This is a genomic window from Nocardia sp. NPDC050712 (assembly GCF_040654295.1).
GTDB lineage: Bacteria > Actinomycetota > Actinomycetes > Mycobacteriales > Mycobacteriaceae > Nocardia.
In genome coordinates this window covers 702,863-718,121 of sequence record NZ_JBFAHT010000001.1, presented here as the reverse complement: position 1 = coordinate 718,121, position 15,259 = coordinate 702,863, and the positions used below count along the sequence as shown (strand labels likewise).

Here is a 15,259-nt window from a genome sequence, read left to right as displayed (position 1 = left end):
CGAATGACGGCCCGCATGCGCGCCGCGATCGCCCTGTTCCTGCTCGCGGCCGTCGCGGTAGTCGCGGGTTGCAGCAATTCCAGCACCGACGCGGAGGCCGGCTCCGGCTCCCGCGACGTGCAGACCGACCGCGGCATCGTCGCCGTACCCGCCGACCCGCAGCGCATCGTCGTCGTCAACGGCGGCCTCGCCGGGTATCTGTTCGACCTCGGCGCGAACGTGAAGGCCGCGGACCCGCGCGTCCTCGGCGTCACCCTCGCCCCGGGCGAATTCCCCGTCGCCTGGGCCGAGGACGCCAAGAAGCAGGGCACCACGGTGCTGACCTCCAATGACAACATCAACCTGGAGTACATCGCGGCCCAGCAGCCCGACCTGATCATCGGCGGTGGCCAGGGTTTCCCGGGTCAGCAGTCCATCGACGCTTACGACAAGCTGTCCGCGATCGCCCCGACAGTCCTGGTGCCCTCCAACCTCACCAAGTGGCAGGACCAACTGAAGTCGGTGGCGAACATTGTGAACAAGTCCGACAAGGTGGACGCCATCATCGCCTCCTACACCGCCAAGGTGGCCGAGGTGAAGGCCACCATCAAGGTGCCGCAGGGTGCGGTGTCGGTGCTGCAGTCCCGCAAGGACAACAAGCCCTCGCTGATCGCCCCCGGCACGCCGCTGGCGGCGCTGCTGACCGAGGTCGGTTTCACCATGGACACCGCCGTGGAGGCCAAGGCCGGTAACCCCGCCCGGCCCGCGGCCGCGGACTGGGTCACGATCAGCCCAGAACTGCTGTCCACCGTCGCCGATGCCCCCTCGCTGTTCGTCGTGCGACTCGAGGGCAGCCGCTCCATCGAGCAGTTGAAGGAGGATCCCGTGCTGGGCGCGCTGCCCGCCTTCAAGAACAACCAGGTCTTCGACCTGCCGCCCGCCAGCCAGCGACCGGACTACCGCAACTCGATGGCGACCCTTGATCTGTTCGCGCAGCGTTTCAAGTAACGAGTAGTGGCAATATCGATCTTCTGCACGTGTTTCCACGATCTGCTTCCGCTACCCAGGAGGACCGAGATCCATGGCAACATTCCAGAAATCCCGCCTTGCCCTGACCGTTTTCGGCGCGCTGGGGGCGGCCGTCATCGCCACCGCCGCCCCCGCGCTCGCCGGCAACTCCATCGACGCCACCGCGCTCGGCCCGGAGAACATCTCGGTCGACTACAGCTGTGACGCCGGTGCGGGCGCGACGTCCATCAAGGCGATGGTGGGTGAGCCGCAAGCCGACCGGCCCTCGGCCGTCGGCGCCCAGGGCGGGCTCACCTGCGACGGCGCCACCCACAACACGGTGGTGATGCTGGACGGTGCCCCGATCACCCGCGGCCAGCAGGTACAGGTGCGCGTCGCCCTGGTCGACAACACCGACAACGTCATCACCGGGCAGGCCAAGGTAGCCACTCCCTAAGGAGACGATGTTTCGACCACCGTGACCGAGCGATTACTGCGCTCGGTCACGGTGTGCTGTGCGGAGCTGCTGTTCCAGCGGGGTCGGCCAGCGTGAGCACCCGGTCCGCGAGACGATCGATGACGGACTCCTGGTGACTGATCACGATGAGCGCCAGCCCCTTTCGGCGCAGGTCGTCGAGCAGATCGAGCACCGTGTCCTGGGTCTGCGCGTCGAGGGACGAGGTGATCTCGTCGCAGATCAGGACGCGCGGCCCGGCGGCGAGGGCGCGGGCGATCGCCACGCGCTGCTGCTGACCACCCGAGAGCTGACCCGGCCGGCGCACCGTCAGCCGATGGTCCAGGCCGACACCGTCGAGCAGTTCCCGGGTGCGGTGGGCGGCGGCCGGTCCGTCGGCGCCGTGCAGCAGCCGCAGCGGCCGGCCGATCTGGGTGCCGATGCGGTACGCCGGGTTCAGCGAGGTGGCGGGGTTCTGGAAGACCAGCTGGACGGCCCGGCGGTGGTCGATCGGCCGCCGGTCGACCCGCGGATGCAGGGGCGTGCCGTCGAGTTCGACGAGCCCGCGTTCGGGCCGATGCAACCCCGCCAATGCCCTTGCCACCGTGGTCTTTCCGGCTCCTGAGCGCCCGGTGATCGCGACGCACTCCCCCGGATGCAGCGCGAAGGACAGGTCGTGGACGACCGGCCGGCTCCGGCTGTGCGCCACCGCGAGGCCGTCGACGCGCAGTACCGCGGACGCCGACCCCACGGCCCTTGGCTTCCGCGAAACCGCTGCGGCAAGGGGCAATTCGTCCGGCGGACCCAGCGCTACGATTCGCCCCCGGTCCAGCCGTAGCACCTGATCGGCCAGCGGTGCCACGGTAGCCAAATCGTGCGTGATCATCAGCACCGTGATTTCGGCGCCGCGCCGGATCGTACGCAGCGTCTGCACCAACTGATTTCGCGTCCGCGCGTCCAGCCCGGTGGTCGGCTCGTCCAGCACCAGCAGGGCCGGATCGCCGAGCAGCGCCATGGCGAGCAGGGCACGCTGCTGCTGACCGCCGGAGAGCTCGTGCGGAAACCGCCGCTGGAATTCGCGGTCGGTGGGCAGGTCGACCCGCCGCAGCGCCGCGGCGACGGTGTCGCGATCGACCGAAATGCCGTGCGCCCTGGCGATATCGCGCAGCGCGGTACCGATGCGCAGGGCCGGATTGAGCCCGGTCGCGGGATCCTGCGGGACGTAGCCGACCGCGCGACGGCCAGACGCACCGCCGATATCGACGGTGCCCGAGGCCGTGAGCCCGGCGGGCAGCGCGCCGAGCAGCGCGAGCACGAACGTCGACTTACCGGCCCCCGACGGTCCGACCACGGCCAATCCCGCACCCGGCCGCAGTCGCACCGAAATATCTTCGAGGACAAGGTTTCCGGCGTCGTCGCGCACCGTCAGCGCGGACACGGACAAGCCCGTTCCCGCCGCCGACCGCTCCGCTCCGGCCGCCGCGCTCCGGCGCGTGGCGAGCAGCGCCCGATCGGTCAGCATGTTGACCGACACCACCAGCACCATGATCACCAGCGCCGGTGCCAGCACCGACCACGGTTGCACCCCAAAGCCCGGCCGATTCTCGGTGATCATCAGCGCCCAGTCCGGCGAGGGCGGGCGCAGCCCGAGCCCGAGGAACCCACTCACCGCCACCATCGAGATGCACGCCGACATCCGCACGCCCGCGTCGGCGAGCAGCACCGGCCGCAGGTTCGGCAGCACCTCGACCACCGCGAGCCGCCACAGCGGTTCGCCCCGTGCCCGTGCGGATTCCACGTATCCGGTGGACGCGAGCTCGAGCACACAGGTCCGCACGATCCGGATGATCCAGGGCACCGAGGCCAGGGCGACGGTCACGACGATCGCGGCGGGCCCCGCTCCCATCGCGGTGGCGATCACCGCGAGCAGCAGGAACCACGGGATGACGACGATCGCGTCCACCGGCCGCGAAATCCAGCCGTCCAGGCCGCGCCGCAGCCCGGCGAGCAGGCCCAGCCCGAGACCCAGCGCATAGGCGATCACCAACGCGAGCACCGAGATCGACAGCAGCGGCAGTCCGCCGTGCAGCACCCGGGACAGCACATCGCGTCCCACCACATCGGTGCCGAGCGGATACCGCGCCGAGGGCGCCGCGAATGGCCGCGCGACGACCGCGGTGGGCGCGTGCGGCGCGAGCAGCGGACCGCACACGACCAGCAGCAGCACCGCCACCGTCGCGGCCGCCCACACCGAACGAAGTCGCTTACTCATGGACCGACCGCCTGGCGCGCGGACTCACCAGCAGCGTGAGCAGATCCGCGATCAGATAGATCCCGATCCCCACCGCCGCCATCAGCACGGCGGCCGATTGGAGGAACGGGTAGTCCCGAGCCTCGATGGCACGCAACAACTCCTGGGACAGGCCCGGATAGCTGAACAGCGTCTCCACCACCGCGACACCTCCGATCAACCCGACGACCGAACCCGCGAGCGGATGGATCGAGGCCGACACCGCGTTCGGCGCGACATGGCGCAGCAGCAGCCGCGGCCCGCCGACCCCGTTGAGCCGCGCGGTCCGAATGTAATTGCCGGACATGACCTCCGCGGTCTGCGCGCGCACCATCCGCACCGGATGCGGCGCCAAACCGATCACCAGGCAGCACACCGGCAGCACCAGAATCGCGGGGCGGCTCCACGGATCCGCGCCGGTCGGCAGCAGCGACACCGCGGGCAGCAGGTGCAGCGACAGCGACACCGTCGCAACCAGCAGCACGCCGAAGACGAAGGAGGGCACCGACTCCGCCGCCAAGGCCAGGGTGCTGATCACCCGATCAGTCCGACTGCCCGCGCGTGCGCCCGCGGCCAGACCGAGTGCCAGCGCCGCCGGAATCAGCAGCACCGCGGTGATGCCCGCCAGCGTGACGCTGTTGGCGGCCCGGCCGAGCAGGATGTCCGCCACCGGCCGGCCCGAGATCAGCGAGGTGCCGAAATCGCCGTGCAGGAACCCGGACATCCAGTCCGCGAAGCGAATCGGCGCGGGCCGGTCCAGGCCGAGCTGGGCGCGCATCGTCGCCAGCTGCTCCGGCGTCGGATCACCGCCGCCGGTGCGGGACAGCAATACCGTGGCCGCGTCCGAATCCAAAGCTTCGAAGAGCGCGAACACCAGCAGCGCGACGGCGGCGAGGATCCCGATCCCGCCGGCGCCGCGCCGGGCGATATATCCGAGCACGGTGTTACCGGGCGGCCAGCCAGGTGGACTGGTAATTGGCCCAGTCGTCGGTGCCGGGCACACCGTTGCGGACCCCGCCCACGTGCTTCTTGGCGGCGTCCGGTCGCTTGGCGAAGCTGTGCAGGATGTAGCCGCCCTCGTTCCAGAGTTCGTCCTGGAGTTGGAAATACAGCTCGCGCCGGCGCTGCGGATCCATGGCCGCGCGCGCCTGGGCGAATTTCTCGTCCCAGCCCGGCCGCCGCCACCCGGTGCCGTTGCTGGGCGCGCCGCTCGTCATGGTCTGGCCGTAGAAGTAGTCGAGACTGTAGTTCCACCAGCCGATATGGCTGAGCGCGGCCTTGCCGCTGACCTGCGAGAAATAGGTGTCCGCGGGCACCGATTCCAGGTTGACGGTGATACCGGCGGCTTTCGCGTGCTCGGCGAACAGGGTCGCGGATTCGAGCATGCCCGGCATGCCGTCCGCGGTCGGCAGGGTCACCGTGAGGTTCTCCCGCCCGGCCGCGCGCAACAGTTCCCGCGCCCGCTGCGGATCGTAGGTGCGCTGCGGCAGCGTGTTGTTGTAGTACGGCGCGCTGTTGCCGTAGACGTCGTTGCCGATCTCGGCGTAGCCGTAGTACACAGCCTCGACCATGGCCTCGCGATTCACGGCCAGGCGCATGGCCTGCCGCACCCGCGGGTCGTCGAACGGCGCGGTGTCCACCCGCATCTGGAACGCGCCCATCAAACCCGCGGGCGGCACCACCACCGTGGTGTCCGGATCGCTCTCCAGCGTGCGCGCCTGCAGGTACGAGATCTCATGCACCACATCGGCTTCGCCGGACAGGAAGGCGTTCACCCGCGCCTCGGTCTCCGCGATCTGGATGATCTCGACCTCGTCGAGGTGCGGCCGACCGTCCCAGTATCGATCGTTGCGCCGCAACAGGGTTCGGTCGCCCGGCGACCAGCTCTGCAACACGAACGGGCCGGTGCCGACCGGCAGGACCGAGCCGTCGATGACGCCGGTGCCGTCCTTGACGATGTAGCAGTACCAGCCCGCCAGCACCGAACCGAAGTCCGCCAGTGGCGTTTTCATCGCCACCACCACGCCGAGATCGCCGTCGGCCCGGGTGCGCGTCATGTCGACCACCGCGAGGTCACCCGAGGACTGCTTGGCCGGATCGAGCATCCGCTCGAAACTCCAGAGCACATCGCGCGCGGTCAGCGGGCTGCCGTCGCTGAACCGCACGCCCGGGCGCAGCGTGATCCGCCACTCGCTGCCATCGGCGTTGGGCTGCAACGATTCCGCCAGGCGATAGCGCAGCGTCAGGTCGTTGTTGTAGGCAACCAGCTTGTCCCACACGTTCTTCGACACCGCGCCGCCCGCCGAACTGCCGGCCCGATGCGGATCGAGCACGTCCGCACTCGCCGACCGGCCGGCGATCGCCGACCGCAACCGGCCGCCGTCGCGCGGCGGCCCCTCGGCGCCCGCCGGGCCGCTCTCGGTGCCACAGCCCGTGAGCACCGCCGTGCCGCCCAGTGCGGCGACGCCGAGCGCGCCCGCGCTGGTGAGCAGGAACTTTCGACGCCCGAAACCGGGTCGTCCCATCATGTAGTTGTTCATAGCCATCCTCGTGGGGTGATCCCGGTACCGCGGGCGCAGGTATCCTGGCTCCCGGATCAACGCTCCCCACCGGCCTTCCAACCTGGGCAGGTCGTGGCCGTAGACGGTGGATCGCTCCTCGGTGACAGTTGCGGGACAGCCCCGGATTCACACCGGTGTTCCCTACGCCGGTTGGAAACCCTACCGGCTGGCGGGCATCCGAGATCCTCGCCATAGTGGAGACATGGCAACCGCAACCTGGAACGGCGTCGTCATCGCGCAGAGCGACAAGACCGAGATCGTGGAAGGCAACCACTACTTCCCGGCCGAATCCGTGCACGCCGCGTACCTGAAGAGCTCCGAGACGCAGACGGTCTGTCCGTGGAAGGGCACCGCCGGCTACTACACGCTGGAGGTGGACGGCGAAACGAACGAGGACGCCGCCTGGTACTACCCCACGCCCAAGGAAGCCGCCGCGCAGATCAAGGATCACGTGGCGTTCTGGCGCGGGGTCGTCGTGACCGACGAGTGAGCCCGGTGCCCGGCCAGTGACTGTGTTGTTCGGGCAAAAGCCCAGCTCATAGCCCTAGGGTGGGCACTATGCGGGCGATTGCGTTCGACGAGTTCGGCGGGCCGGAAGTACTGCGGCCCGTCGAGATCCCGGTGCCCGAGCCCACCGGCGACCAGGTCCGGGTCGCGGTGCGCGCGGCCGCGGTGAACGCCTCGGACTGGAAGACGCGCTCCGGCATCCTGACCTTCGGGGACAACCGGTTTCCGCAGTACCCGGGCTGGGAGGTGGCCGGCACGGTCGACGCGCTCGGCCCCGACGCCCGCGGCTTCGCGGTCGGCGACGAGGTGTTCGGCTGGACGCAGGCCGGTGGCTACGCCGAGTACGCCCTGAGCAGTGCGCTGGCGCGTAAACCGGCGGGGCTGGACTGGGCCGACGCCGTCGCACTGCCGATCGCGGTGAACACCGCCGCGAAGGTGCTGGCCATGCTGCGGGTGCGGGCCGGGGAGACACTGCTGGTCAACGGGGCCTCGGGCGTGGTCGGCTCGATGGCGGTGCAGCTCGCGGTCGCCGCGGGCGTCACCGTGATCGGCACGGCCTGCGAACGCAATCAGGACCTCGTCCGCGCGCTCGGCGCGATACCGACAACCTATGGGGACGGCCTCGCCGATCGGGTCTGGGCCCTGGCCCCGCACGGTGTCGACGCGGTGTTCGACACCGCACAGCACGGCGGCCTGCCCGCGGCGATCGCCCTGCGCGGCGACACCGGCCGGATCATCGCCATCGCCGATTTCGCCGCCGCGCAACTCGGGGTGGTCGCCGCCGCCCTGCACGGCGTCGACGCGGTGTACGACGCCTTCCGCTGTGCCGAATCGGTAGTCGGCTACTCCGGCACCTGGCTGGGCGAGTCCGCCGCCGACTGTCCGCCCGGGCGGCCGCTGGTGGACCTGGCCGGAAAGGTTGCCGAGGATATCCGCAGCGGCAAGTTCCGCTTGGCGGGCCCGGCCCGCACCTTCCGCCTGGAGCACGCGGCGCTGGCGCATCAGGAGATGGAGCATGGTCACGGGACGGGGAAGGTCGTGCTTCTCATCAATCGGCCTTGAGTTTGCTAGTCGATAACTAGCATCGGTGCGATGACCGATAAACAGATGCTGACGAAGAAGGTCGTGGCCCTTGCCGCGGCCACCGCGACGCTCGGCCTGCTCGGTGCATGCAGCAGTGACGACACTGACGACAACAGTTCGAGCACGTCGACCGTCACCACATCGACGAGCACGTCCGCCGCGATGTCCACCGCGTCTTCGGCCCCGATGCCCTCGTCGGTCCAGCCGGGTACGCCCGCCGCGACCCTGGCCGCCACGGCCTGGGAGACGACCTCGGCGACCAACGCCTCAGGCACCGAGGTCCCGCTGACCGACGACAACGTCAAGAACTACGTCGGCTACGCCTACTTCAAGCCGGACGGCACCTTCACCATGGTCAACCTCGACGACTCCCCCAAGATGCGCGGTGACTGGACCGTCTCGCCGGACGGCAAGACCCGCACCATCGTCGTGAAGAACGAAGCCGGACAGGAACAGTCCCGGCGCACGGTCGACATCGTCGCGCTCGACGACAAGGAATTCACCTACCGCGTGTATCCCGATGCCGCCGACAAGGCCGTCTACTACGACATCATCCACACACCCACGACCCACCCGGAGCCGCGGTAGCGCGACGCTAGGCCGGGTCCGCCAGTGCGGGCCCGGCTGCCAGCGGCGGCCGCCCGCCCGCGAGGACGCGCGCCAGCGTCGCCTCCAATCCGCCGACGATGTAGGTGATCTGCCACTGCACCAGTTCGGGCGTGGCCATCTCCACCGTGGGACCGGTCCGGGACGCCTCGATAGCCGCGCCCCACATCATCGCCGCGAGCATCCGGCCCAGCGCGCCGGGATCGCGCCCCTCCCGGCGCAGCGTCTCGTCGACGACCCCGGCGATCGCCTCGATCAGGGTCTCCAGTAGTTCCCGGCCGAGCTCGGGCTCGGGCTCCCCGCCGTTGATGGCCGCGCCGACGACGCGCACGCCGTCCGGATGCTCGATCCCGTACCGCACGGCCGCGCCGAGCGCGACCTCGACCATCTCCCGGAGCGGCCGGCCCGGCAGCGTGGCGTACACTGGCAGCAGCGCCGCCCGCATGATGGCCGCCTCGCGGTGGAACAGCCTGCGGAACAGCTCGGCCTTCGAGCCGAAGTGCGCGTACAGCGTCGGCTTGGTCGAGTTCGCCCGGTGGGCAACGGCTTCCATGCTGGCCGCGCGGTAGCCGGTCTCGGCGAAGACCGCGCAGGCGGCGTCCAGTAGTTCGTCGTCGGTCGGTCTGCGTCGTGTGGGTGGCATCGGCCCCAGAATCTCATGCCCGCCGGGCTCGCCGCGCCATGTCGACCGACCGACCAGTTCAGCAATTGCACTGCAACACTGCTGAATCGGTTTATCGACCCATGCCGAAACAAATCGGACAAAGCCCGCAAGGACGGCAATATTCCGAATCGCGACCGAATCGAGTTGCGAGGCAAGAACTCTACAGATTCGGGTACCGATTCCGCCTGTCACGAGTAGCATTTCGCAGCGGCTGACCGACACAGTGAGGAATATCAGTGACCAGACCTGAGAACGAGCCGCCACCTTTCGCCCCCGCCGCTCCCCCGCCGTTCCCCGACGCGCAACCCCCGCGGCGCGGCATCGGACGGCGCAAACTGGCGGCGCTGGCGGGCATCCTGCCGCTGGGCGCCGTCGCCATCGGATCGGCGCAGCTCGCGCGCAACGCCGGTGACGCGCACTCGGCCACACCGGGTACCACCACCACGACCGCCACCCCGACAACGATCACCACCCAGACCGCGCCCGCCGCCGTCCTGGCACCGGAAATCGCGCGCATCGGCGGCCGGCACATTGCCGCACTACACGCTATTCACAATTACATGAGCCACATCTATACCTACAATCCGGTCGGGCTCGACGAATATTTCGCCGGAGCGATCGCCACCTCCACCGGCGCGTATCGGCAACAGTTGATCGATACCCAGCGCGCGACCCGTGACTATCTGGTCACCACCAACAGCCGCAGCGAGATCCTCGAATTCAATGCCGGCTTGCGGGCGGTCAACGGCACCACCGCACTCGCCGTCGGATACGTCAAACAGTCCACCACCAGCAACCTCACCGCGAGCCCCGGGATCTCCCTGATCGCGACCGTCGTGACCGCCGAGGAACAGCCCGACGGGCAATGGCTGGTCAGCGACCTCAAGCGCATCTCCACCTAGCGGCCCTGGTTTCGGCGCCGCGATCCGCGGTACCCGGGACAGAACCGCACGGCGCCACCCAGGCCCGTGCGCGAGCCCGAGGAGGATGCCATGGCCGAGAAGAGCCACCGTTCCGCCGAGACCGGCGAGTACGTCACCGAGGAGATGGCGGCGCAGCACCCGAAGACCACACTCGGGGAGGACGAGCCCCACGACGGGGACAACCGCCGCGATCGCTCCGCGATCACCGGACACTTCGTCAAACCCGACACCAGCCGGCGGCACCCGGACACCACGGTGACCGAAAACGAGTGATGCCCCGGCACTTCCGCCGCGCGAAGAGGATGTATGACAGGGCATCAGCTGGTAGATGTGCGGCGGGAGGAACTGGCCTCCCGGGACGCGGACGAAACCATCGCGTTCATCAGTCAGATGTATTCCGACAATGAGCTGCGATTCTGGAAGTCCGCGCCGCAGAGCCGAGTTCGCACCACCGCCATGGTGGCCGGCGAGGTCATGGCCACCGAGATCCGCAGCACCCTCGGCTACAGCTGCCAGATCGCGCCGCTGCGCGATCACGTCTACTTCGAGCGGACCCTGCGTGGCCGCGGCCGGTTACGCGGCGGCGGCCACGACGTCCGCCAGCAACGCAACGACGTCATGGTGTTCCCCATCGGCGCCCAGATCCTGGCCGACTGCGACAGCCACGACGTCAACATCCTGCACATCCCCTACGAGGTCCTCCTCGACGCCGCGGCCCAATCCGGCGTCGAGGCCGCCGCGTTCCGATTCACCGCCCTGACACCGACCGATCCACAGCGCGAACGCTTCTGGGGCAGGCTCTTCGACCTCACCCACCACGAACTCACCGCGCTCGAATCCCCGGTCCTCACCGGACTCGTCGTGCAGAACCTCACCCGCAGCCTCGCCGCCGCCGCCCTGGCCGTCTTCCCCAACACGACCATGGACCTGCACCTGCAACCCGGCCCCGGCACCGTCGCCCCCTCCGCCCTCCAGCGCGCCGTCGACTACCTGCACGCCAACCCCGCCCAGCCACTCACCGTCGCCGAACTCGCCGCCCACGCCGGCACCAGCGTCCGCGCCCTCCAACACGCCTTCCACAACCACTACGACACCACCCCCCTGGAATACCTGCGCCTCCTCCGCCTCGACCGCGCCCGCCAAGACCTCCTCGCCGCCGAACCCAGCGACGGACTCACCGTCGCCATCACCGCGGCCCGGTGGGGGTTCGGTCATCAGGGGCGGTTCGCGCAGCTGTACAGCAAGAAGTTCGGGCATTCGCCGAAGCAGGACCTGCGGCGCTGAGAGGTCTCAGTGCGCGGCAACCGGTTCGGCGGCTCGGAACAGGTCTTCGACGGCGTGCGGGACGAAGGTGGAGCGGACGCGGTTGTCCTCGTCCAGCAGCACTGCCAACGGGGTGCGGTCTACGCCCATGCGGTCAGCAAGTTCGCTGTCGATGTCGTGGCGGATGTCCAGCCAGGTGGGCAGCGTTCCGTCGCGCAGGATGGTCGCGGAGTCCTCGCCGGCGATCAGGGTGACGGGGAGATCGGGCGCGAGGGAGGTGGTGCGCAGGCCGTCGAGCAGCTGGTCGCAGGAGGGGCAGAAGGCGGTGGCGAAGAGCAGTAGGCGCGGGTGGCCCGCCCAGGCCGACGGGCGGGTCACGGTGCCGTCGGCGGCGTACAGGTCGACTTCGGGAAGCGAAGTGCCTTGTGCCGGTGTGAGATCCGGTGCCATCAGGTGAGCCTCGGCGCGGGCGAGCAGCGGCTCGATGCGGGTGATCAAGCCGATCAACGTCAATCCCTGTGCCACCACGAGGACGCTCAGTACGAGGATGACCATGATCCATGGCAACGACATCAGATGCTCCTGTTCGATGCTGGTGTCACCCGCAGGGCTACGGCCCATCCGATGGTCAGCAGGCGGGCCGTACACACTCCGAGTGCGGCGAGTATGACTGTCGCGACGACGTCGCCGGCCGTGCGGGCGGTGGTCGGCATCACCGCGAGCATCACGGCGGCCCCTGCGCAGATTGCGTTGCGCGCGAACAGGTTCCAGCTGATTCGTGCGTCGCCCTGACTGCCGCGGCACCCGCAGTCGAAGGATCGGCCGCGCACCAGGTTGATCGCGACCGCCGCGGCGAAGGCCCCGTACAGCACCGCTGCCGCGCTCGCTGCCCGCCCCGACAACAACAGCGCTCCCACCGCGAGTTCGGCGATCGGCAGCCCGTTTGCCACAGGTCCAACCAGGCGGGCGGGCAATACCTGGTAGCGGGCCACCGCCGTGCGCAGCGATACCGGATCGCCGAGTTTCGCGGCCCCGGCCACCAGCAGGCGGACGGCCAGCACGATCTGCAACAGCAGTTCGATAATGCCCGCACTCACGGGCACACCGACCGCCCTTTGCTGTTCTTGATATCGCGATAACAGGGGCAGGTGTCCTCGTTCCCGGACGTCCCCGTCGGCACGCACTTGCAGTCCCGGCAACAGCTCGCACAGGCCCGCAGACACATCTTGTGCCTGCTGGACTTGGCGCAGCGCCGCTGGCATTCGGCCTCGCAGTCGATGCCCTTCTGAGCGTGCGCGTGGCCCGTGGCAGCCGTCAAACCCACCGTCGCCGCAGCACCGGCGCCCAGAGCGGACAAGGCCGCGCGTAGCACCCAGCGACGGTTGCGTCCCCCATTGCCGCGTTGAAAACTCACCCTCTACCTCTTTCGGTCCAAGCTGGACCCCGCGCCGTTCCGGAATTGGTCGCGAGGGCGGGCATACACGAAAGATGAAGCAGCTCTAGGCAATTAACGCCACTGGCGCAGTGCTGATGCGATCGAAACGAGGTTTCCGAAGCAGCGCGATCGTATCAACAGCGGGGTCGGCAACCGGGCAATCTACCCGGCGAGTTCCCTGACCGGCACAACCGACTAGACCTGACCCATTACCTCCGGGCCAGGCCTGCGCGTCGTGCTATTCGTTCCGATCCAGCTACCCGAACCGATCAGGCCTCTTCGTCGAGCTCAGCGTTGGCAATGCGCGCCGCGTCATGCGTCGCGGCCTTTGCCGCATGCCGATCCTCCCGCGGCGTACTCTCCCGCTCCCGATCGACTTCACCCGCCATATCCCCGCGAGTCGGCGCCTCATAATCCCCACCGGACTCTTCCCGCACCGTATTCATATCCGTCATCTGATCGTGCCGTTCCGCCCGATGAGCGGCAGCGCTTTCATCACCGGCTTTACGCCGGGCATCCTGAGAAAGATCCTGGTGACGCTCCATCGAGATACCTCCGGGGTGAGGAATGGTGCTCGGGAACTACCAACCCGACCAGTATGCGCCCGAATCGCCACGATGCCCACCGGACACAGAATCCCCAGAAAAGCGGAAAGGACCTCACCGCACCTGCTGACTTCGTTTGCCCGAGGAAGCCGGGCGCTGCCGAGTCCACCCATCAGAAGCGCGGTAATGTCGAATCGTATTCGCTGATAGGGGGATCCAGTATGGCCGTATCCAAGACTCATCCTGCAATTGAGTTATGGTCCAACGGGTCGGACAAGTGGTGGCACTTTCCTTTGGGCCTGCCGATCATTCTCGTCGGCACCGGCGCCACGATCGGCGCATTCACTGCCTGGGATCAAGGCAGGTGGCCGTTATTCGCGCTACTCGCCGCTGTCGCGGTTACGTGCATAGTGGCAGTGGCTCCACAAGTGATCGCGGAATTCGTCGGCTACCTAATCGTCGCTCTATGGCTGCTGTCGCTGCCCTTGCGGCTGTTCCCGAGGACACGCGCCTGGTCGAAGCGGGTCTGGGCCGGCCGGATCGAAAGGTTCTCGAAGGACCGGTCGAGCACCGAAGGCACACGGCGCGTGGACAATCGCAGGCATGACTGGTCTCGCGCTGACTCCGGAACGCCGAACCGAGTTGGCGGCCCTGCTGGACGACGCGCAACGGCTCCGAATCCAGTACCCCAAGGTCGCGGAGTACCTGGACACGGCGCCACGCCTGCCCGGCACGGATGATCCTGACGCTGACGCCGCGTTCGATCTACGGCTCCTGCATTACGCCACCGGCGGCGAATCACCCTCAGGAAACCCGTACTGGGACATCATCGCGCCGTCACTGAGCAGCGTGGACGGTCGGCGCGTGGTGAACGGTGGCCGACCGAAGGGAAGCACGCGCCTGGCATATGCGGAGACGATCTTGCAAGATCTCTTCGCCTACGCGATCCCCTCGCCCGAAACCATCGCCTGGATCCGGCAGTTTGCCCAGCGACGCCGAGTGCTGGAGTTGGGTGCCGGCCGCGGTTACTGGAGCGCTCAGCTGGCAGCGGCCGGCGTCTCTGTCGCCGCGTTCGACTCCAACCCGCCAGGCACCGGCAACGCCTCCTTCTCGACAGCACCCGGCCAGCGCGATAGCTGGTTCCCCGTCGCGGATCTGACGCGATTCGAAGACGAACCCAAGGCCGGGTCGGTCCTGCTGCTGTGCTGGCCACCGGGATGGGACGACCCTATGGCGTCGAATGCCTTGCGCGCCTTCGAGAAAGCGGGCGGCAGCCACCTCATCTACCTCGGCGAACCCAAGGGCGGCAAAACGGCCGACAACGCATTCTTCGATCGCCTCGACGCAGCATGGACACTGGAATCAATTGACGAGCACTACGTCTCCTGGTGGAACCTGCACGACGTGGGTCACGCATGGATCAGGCGCTAACCAGATCCGACGGCAGTCGGTCGGCGACGCGCTACTGACTTGATTGTGTCGCCATGCTCGTTGTTCTTGATCCCACCCGGACAGCCTGAAAATGGCGGCGACAAGCCCCGACGTCTGCTGCAGTATCGGTCGATGAGCCGAAGAAGGTACGTGGCACGCGGGGTGCCCGGTGGCTACCAAATCTGGGACAACAAGGCCCGACGCTGGTGGGGTGATCACTACGAGTTGTGCCCGGACGATCTGGTGGCGGAGTTGAACGGAAACCGGGACTACCGGGTGATCACTGCGCTTCTCAAACGATACCGGGCGCAGAAACGCTAGCGGGGCAATGTATTCGGCGACCGCAAGTGGCCTGTCGTCAAATGGAGAAGAGCAGTATCCAGAAACGACAAAAGCTGGGTCCGAAATATACTCGGACCCAGCTTTTGTTCGAGTGGAGCTAAGGGGACTCGAACCCCTGACCCCCACACTGCCAGTGTGGTGCGCTACCAGCTGCGCCATAGCCCCTTG

At 68.1% G+C, this 15,259-nt stretch carries 16 protein-coding genes, 1 tRNA gene and 1 riboswitch; of the genes, 9 read left to right on the top strand and 8 right to left on the bottom strand.

Annotated features, from left to right (window positions below; genetic code table 11):
* Window positions 1-3: 3 nt before the first annotated feature.
* Window positions 4-987, top strand: coding sequence for an ABC transporter substrate-binding protein (locus AB0H76_RS03360; protein ID WP_357316709.1), 984 nt, complete (start codon window positions 4-6; stop codon window positions 985-987).
* Window positions 988-1,060: 73 nt separating this feature from the next.
* On the top strand, window positions 1,061-1,444 hold the full coding sequence (locus AB0H76_RS03355) for a hypothetical protein (protein WP_357316706.1): 384 nt from the start codon (window positions 1,061-1,063) through the stop codon (window positions 1,442-1,444).
* A 46-nt stretch (window positions 1,445-1,490) separates the two neighbouring features.
* Here AB0H76_RS03355 and AB0H76_RS03350 read toward each other — a convergent pair whose 3' ends face one another.
* The 3 genes from AB0H76_RS03350 to AB0H76_RS03340 are packed head-to-tail and all read right to left on the bottom strand — an operon-like array spanning window position 1,491 to window position 6,271.
* Window positions 1,491-3,713: an ATP-binding cassette domain-containing protein gene (locus tag AB0H76_RS03350; RefSeq protein ID WP_357316703.1), complete on the bottom strand. Its 2,223-nt coding sequence runs from the start codon at window positions 3,711-3,713 to the stop codon at window positions 1,491-1,493.
* Window positions 3,706-4,671 (bottom strand): ABC transporter permease, encoded by a 966-nt coding sequence (locus AB0H76_RS03345; RefSeq protein ID WP_357316700.1) that lies wholly within the window; start codon window positions 4,669-4,671, stop codon window positions 3,706-3,708. The genes AB0H76_RS03350 and AB0H76_RS03345 overlap by 8 nt, the downstream gene beginning before the upstream one ends.
* Window positions 4,672-4,675: 4 nt before the next feature.
* On the bottom strand, window positions 4,676-6,271 hold the full coding sequence (locus AB0H76_RS03340; RefSeq protein ID WP_357316697.1) for an ABC transporter substrate-binding protein: 1,596 nt from the start codon (window positions 6,269-6,271) through the stop codon (window positions 4,676-4,678).
* Window positions 6,272-6,287: 16 nt separating this feature from the next.
* Window positions 6,288-6,486, bottom strand: a riboswitch (cobalamin riboswitch).
* Window positions 6,487-6,494: 8 nt separating this feature from the next.
* Here AB0H76_RS03340 and AB0H76_RS03335 point away from each other — a divergent pair.
* The 3 genes from AB0H76_RS03335 (at window position 6,495) to AB0H76_RS03325 (ending at window position 8,470) form a co-directional block, all read left to right on the top strand.
* Window positions 6,495-6,782: a DUF427 domain-containing protein gene (locus tag AB0H76_RS03335; RefSeq protein WP_357316694.1), complete on the top strand. Its 288-nt coding sequence runs from the start codon at window positions 6,495-6,497 to the stop codon at window positions 6,780-6,782.
* Window positions 6,783-6,850: 68 nt separating this feature from the next.
* Window positions 6,851-7,861: an NADP-dependent oxidoreductase gene (locus AB0H76_RS03330; RefSeq protein ID WP_357316691.1), complete on the top strand. Its 1,011-nt coding sequence runs from the start codon at window positions 6,851-6,853 to the stop codon at window positions 7,859-7,861.
* A gap of 30 nt (window positions 7,862-7,891) precedes the next feature.
* On the top strand, window positions 7,892-8,470 hold the full coding sequence (locus AB0H76_RS03325) for a DUF4822 domain-containing protein (RefSeq protein WP_357316688.1): 579 nt from the start codon (window positions 7,892-7,894) through the stop codon (window positions 8,468-8,470).
* A 7-nt stretch (window positions 8,471-8,477) separates the two neighbouring features.
* On the opposite strand, the gene AB0H76_RS03320 is transcribed toward AB0H76_RS03325, so the two are convergent.
* Window positions 8,478-9,131 carry a TetR/AcrR family transcriptional regulator gene (locus AB0H76_RS03320; RefSeq protein ID WP_357316687.1) on the bottom strand — a complete coding sequence of 218 codons (654 nt, stop codon included), beginning with the start codon at window positions 9,129-9,131 and terminating at the stop codon, window positions 8,478-8,480.
* A gap of 257 nt (window positions 9,132-9,388) precedes the next feature.
* Here AB0H76_RS03320 and AB0H76_RS03315 point away from each other — a divergent pair, with 257 nt between their 5' ends.
* The 3 genes from AB0H76_RS03315 (at window position 9,389) to AB0H76_RS03305 (ending at window position 11,359) form a co-directional block, all read left to right on the top strand.
* Window positions 9,389-10,054 carry a hypothetical protein gene (locus tag AB0H76_RS03315; RefSeq protein ID WP_357316684.1) on the top strand — a complete coding sequence of 222 codons (666 nt, stop codon included), beginning with the start codon at window positions 9,389-9,391 and terminating at the stop codon, window positions 10,052-10,054.
* Window positions 10,055-10,144: 90 nt separating this feature from the next.
* The gene (locus tag AB0H76_RS03310) at window positions 10,145-10,348 is read left to right on the top strand and encodes a hypothetical protein (protein WP_357316682.1); all 204 of its coding nucleotides are present in this window, start codon (window positions 10,145-10,147) and stop codon (window positions 10,346-10,348) included.
* A gap of 33 nt (window positions 10,349-10,381) precedes the next feature.
* Window positions 10,382-11,359: an AraC family transcriptional regulator gene (locus AB0H76_RS03305; RefSeq protein WP_357316679.1), complete on the top strand. Its 978-nt coding sequence runs from the start codon at window positions 10,382-10,384 to the stop codon at window positions 11,357-11,359.
* A gap of 6 nt (window positions 11,360-11,365) precedes the next feature.
* Here the strand turns inward: AB0H76_RS03305 and AB0H76_RS03300 are convergent, their stop codons facing one another.
* From AB0H76_RS03300 to AB0H76_RS03290, 3 genes are all read right to left on the bottom strand, one after another.
* A complete protein-coding gene (locus AB0H76_RS03300; protein WP_357316677.1) occupies window positions 11,366-11,911 on the bottom strand; it encodes a hypothetical protein in 546 nt (181 codons plus the stop codon).
* Window positions 11,911-12,600, bottom strand: coding sequence for a MauE/DoxX family redox-associated membrane protein (locus AB0H76_RS03295; RefSeq protein ID WP_357316674.1), 690 nt, complete (start codon window positions 12,598-12,600; stop codon window positions 11,911-11,913). Before AB0H76_RS03295 ends, AB0H76_RS03300 begins: the two co-directional genes overlap by 1 nt.
* Before the next feature lie 442 nt (window positions 12,601-13,042).
* Window positions 13,043-13,318, bottom strand: coding sequence for a hypothetical protein (locus AB0H76_RS03290; RefSeq protein ID WP_357316672.1), 276 nt, complete (start codon window positions 13,316-13,318; stop codon window positions 13,043-13,045).
* Window positions 13,319-13,921: 603 nt separating this feature from the next.
* On the opposite strand from AB0H76_RS03290, the gene AB0H76_RS03285 reads away from it, so the two are divergent.
* Entirely contained in the window at window positions 13,922-14,749 is an 828-nt protein-coding gene (locus AB0H76_RS03285) for a hypothetical protein (protein WP_357316669.1), read from the top strand.
* A 434-nt stretch (window positions 14,750-15,183) separates the two neighbouring features.
* On the opposite strand, the gene AB0H76_RS03280 is transcribed toward AB0H76_RS03285, so the two are convergent.
* Window positions 15,184-15,256 (bottom strand) — tRNA-Ala (locus tag AB0H76_RS03280).
* Window positions 15,257-15,259 lie beyond the last annotated feature (3 nt).

Excerpts from the sequence above, each read along its gene's own strand:
- AB0H76_RS03360 (WP_357316709.1), top strand. The coding sequence starts at position 4 with ATGACGGCCCGCATGCGCGCCGCGATCGCCCTGTTCCTGCTCGCGGCC.
- AB0H76_RS03355 (WP_357316706.1), top strand. The coding sequence starts at position 1,061 with ATGGCAACATTCCAGAAATCCCGCCTTGCCCTGACCGTTTTCGGCGCG.
- AB0H76_RS03350 (WP_357316703.1), bottom strand. The coding sequence starts at position 3,713 with ATGAGTAAGCGACTTCGTTCGGTGTGGGCGGCCGCGACGGTGGCGGTG.
- AB0H76_RS03340 (WP_357316697.1), bottom strand. The coding sequence starts at position 6,271 with ATGAACAACTACATGATGGGACGACCCGGTTTCGGGCGTCGAAAGTTC.
- AB0H76_RS03335 (WP_357316694.1), top strand. The coding sequence starts at position 6,495 with ATGGCAACCGCAACCTGGAACGGCGTCGTCATCGCGCAGAGCGACAAG.
- AB0H76_RS03330 (WP_357316691.1), top strand. The coding sequence starts at position 6,851 with ATGCGGGCGATTGCGTTCGACGAGTTCGGCGGGCCGGAAGTACTGCGG.
- AB0H76_RS03325 (WP_357316688.1), top strand. The coding sequence starts at position 7,892 with ATGACCGATAAACAGATGCTGACGAAGAAGGTCGTGGCCCTTGCCGCG.
- AB0H76_RS03320 (WP_357316687.1), bottom strand. The coding sequence starts at position 9,131 with ATGCCACCCACACGACGCAGACCGACCGACGACGAACTACTGGACGCC.
- AB0H76_RS03310 (WP_357316682.1), top strand. The coding sequence starts at position 10,145 with ATGGCCGAGAAGAGCCACCGTTCCGCCGAGACCGGCGAGTACGTCACC.
- AB0H76_RS03305 (WP_357316679.1), top strand. The coding sequence starts at position 10,382 with ATGACAGGGCATCAGCTGGTAGATGTGCGGCGGGAGGAACTGGCCTCC.
- AB0H76_RS03300 (WP_357316677.1), bottom strand. The coding sequence starts at position 11,911 with ATGTCGTTGCCATGGATCATGGTCATCCTCGTACTGAGCGTCCTCGTG.
- AB0H76_RS03295 (WP_357316674.1), bottom strand. The coding sequence starts at position 12,600 with ATGCCAGCGGCGCTGCGCCAAGTCCAGCAGGCACAAGATGTGTCTGCG.
- AB0H76_RS03290 (WP_357316672.1), bottom strand. The coding sequence starts at position 13,318 with ATGGAGCGTCACCAGGATCTTTCTCAGGATGCCCGGCGTAAAGCCGGT.
- AB0H76_RS03285 (WP_357316669.1), top strand. The coding sequence starts at position 13,922 with ATGACTGGTCTCGCGCTGACTCCGGAACGCCGAACCGAGTTGGCGGCC.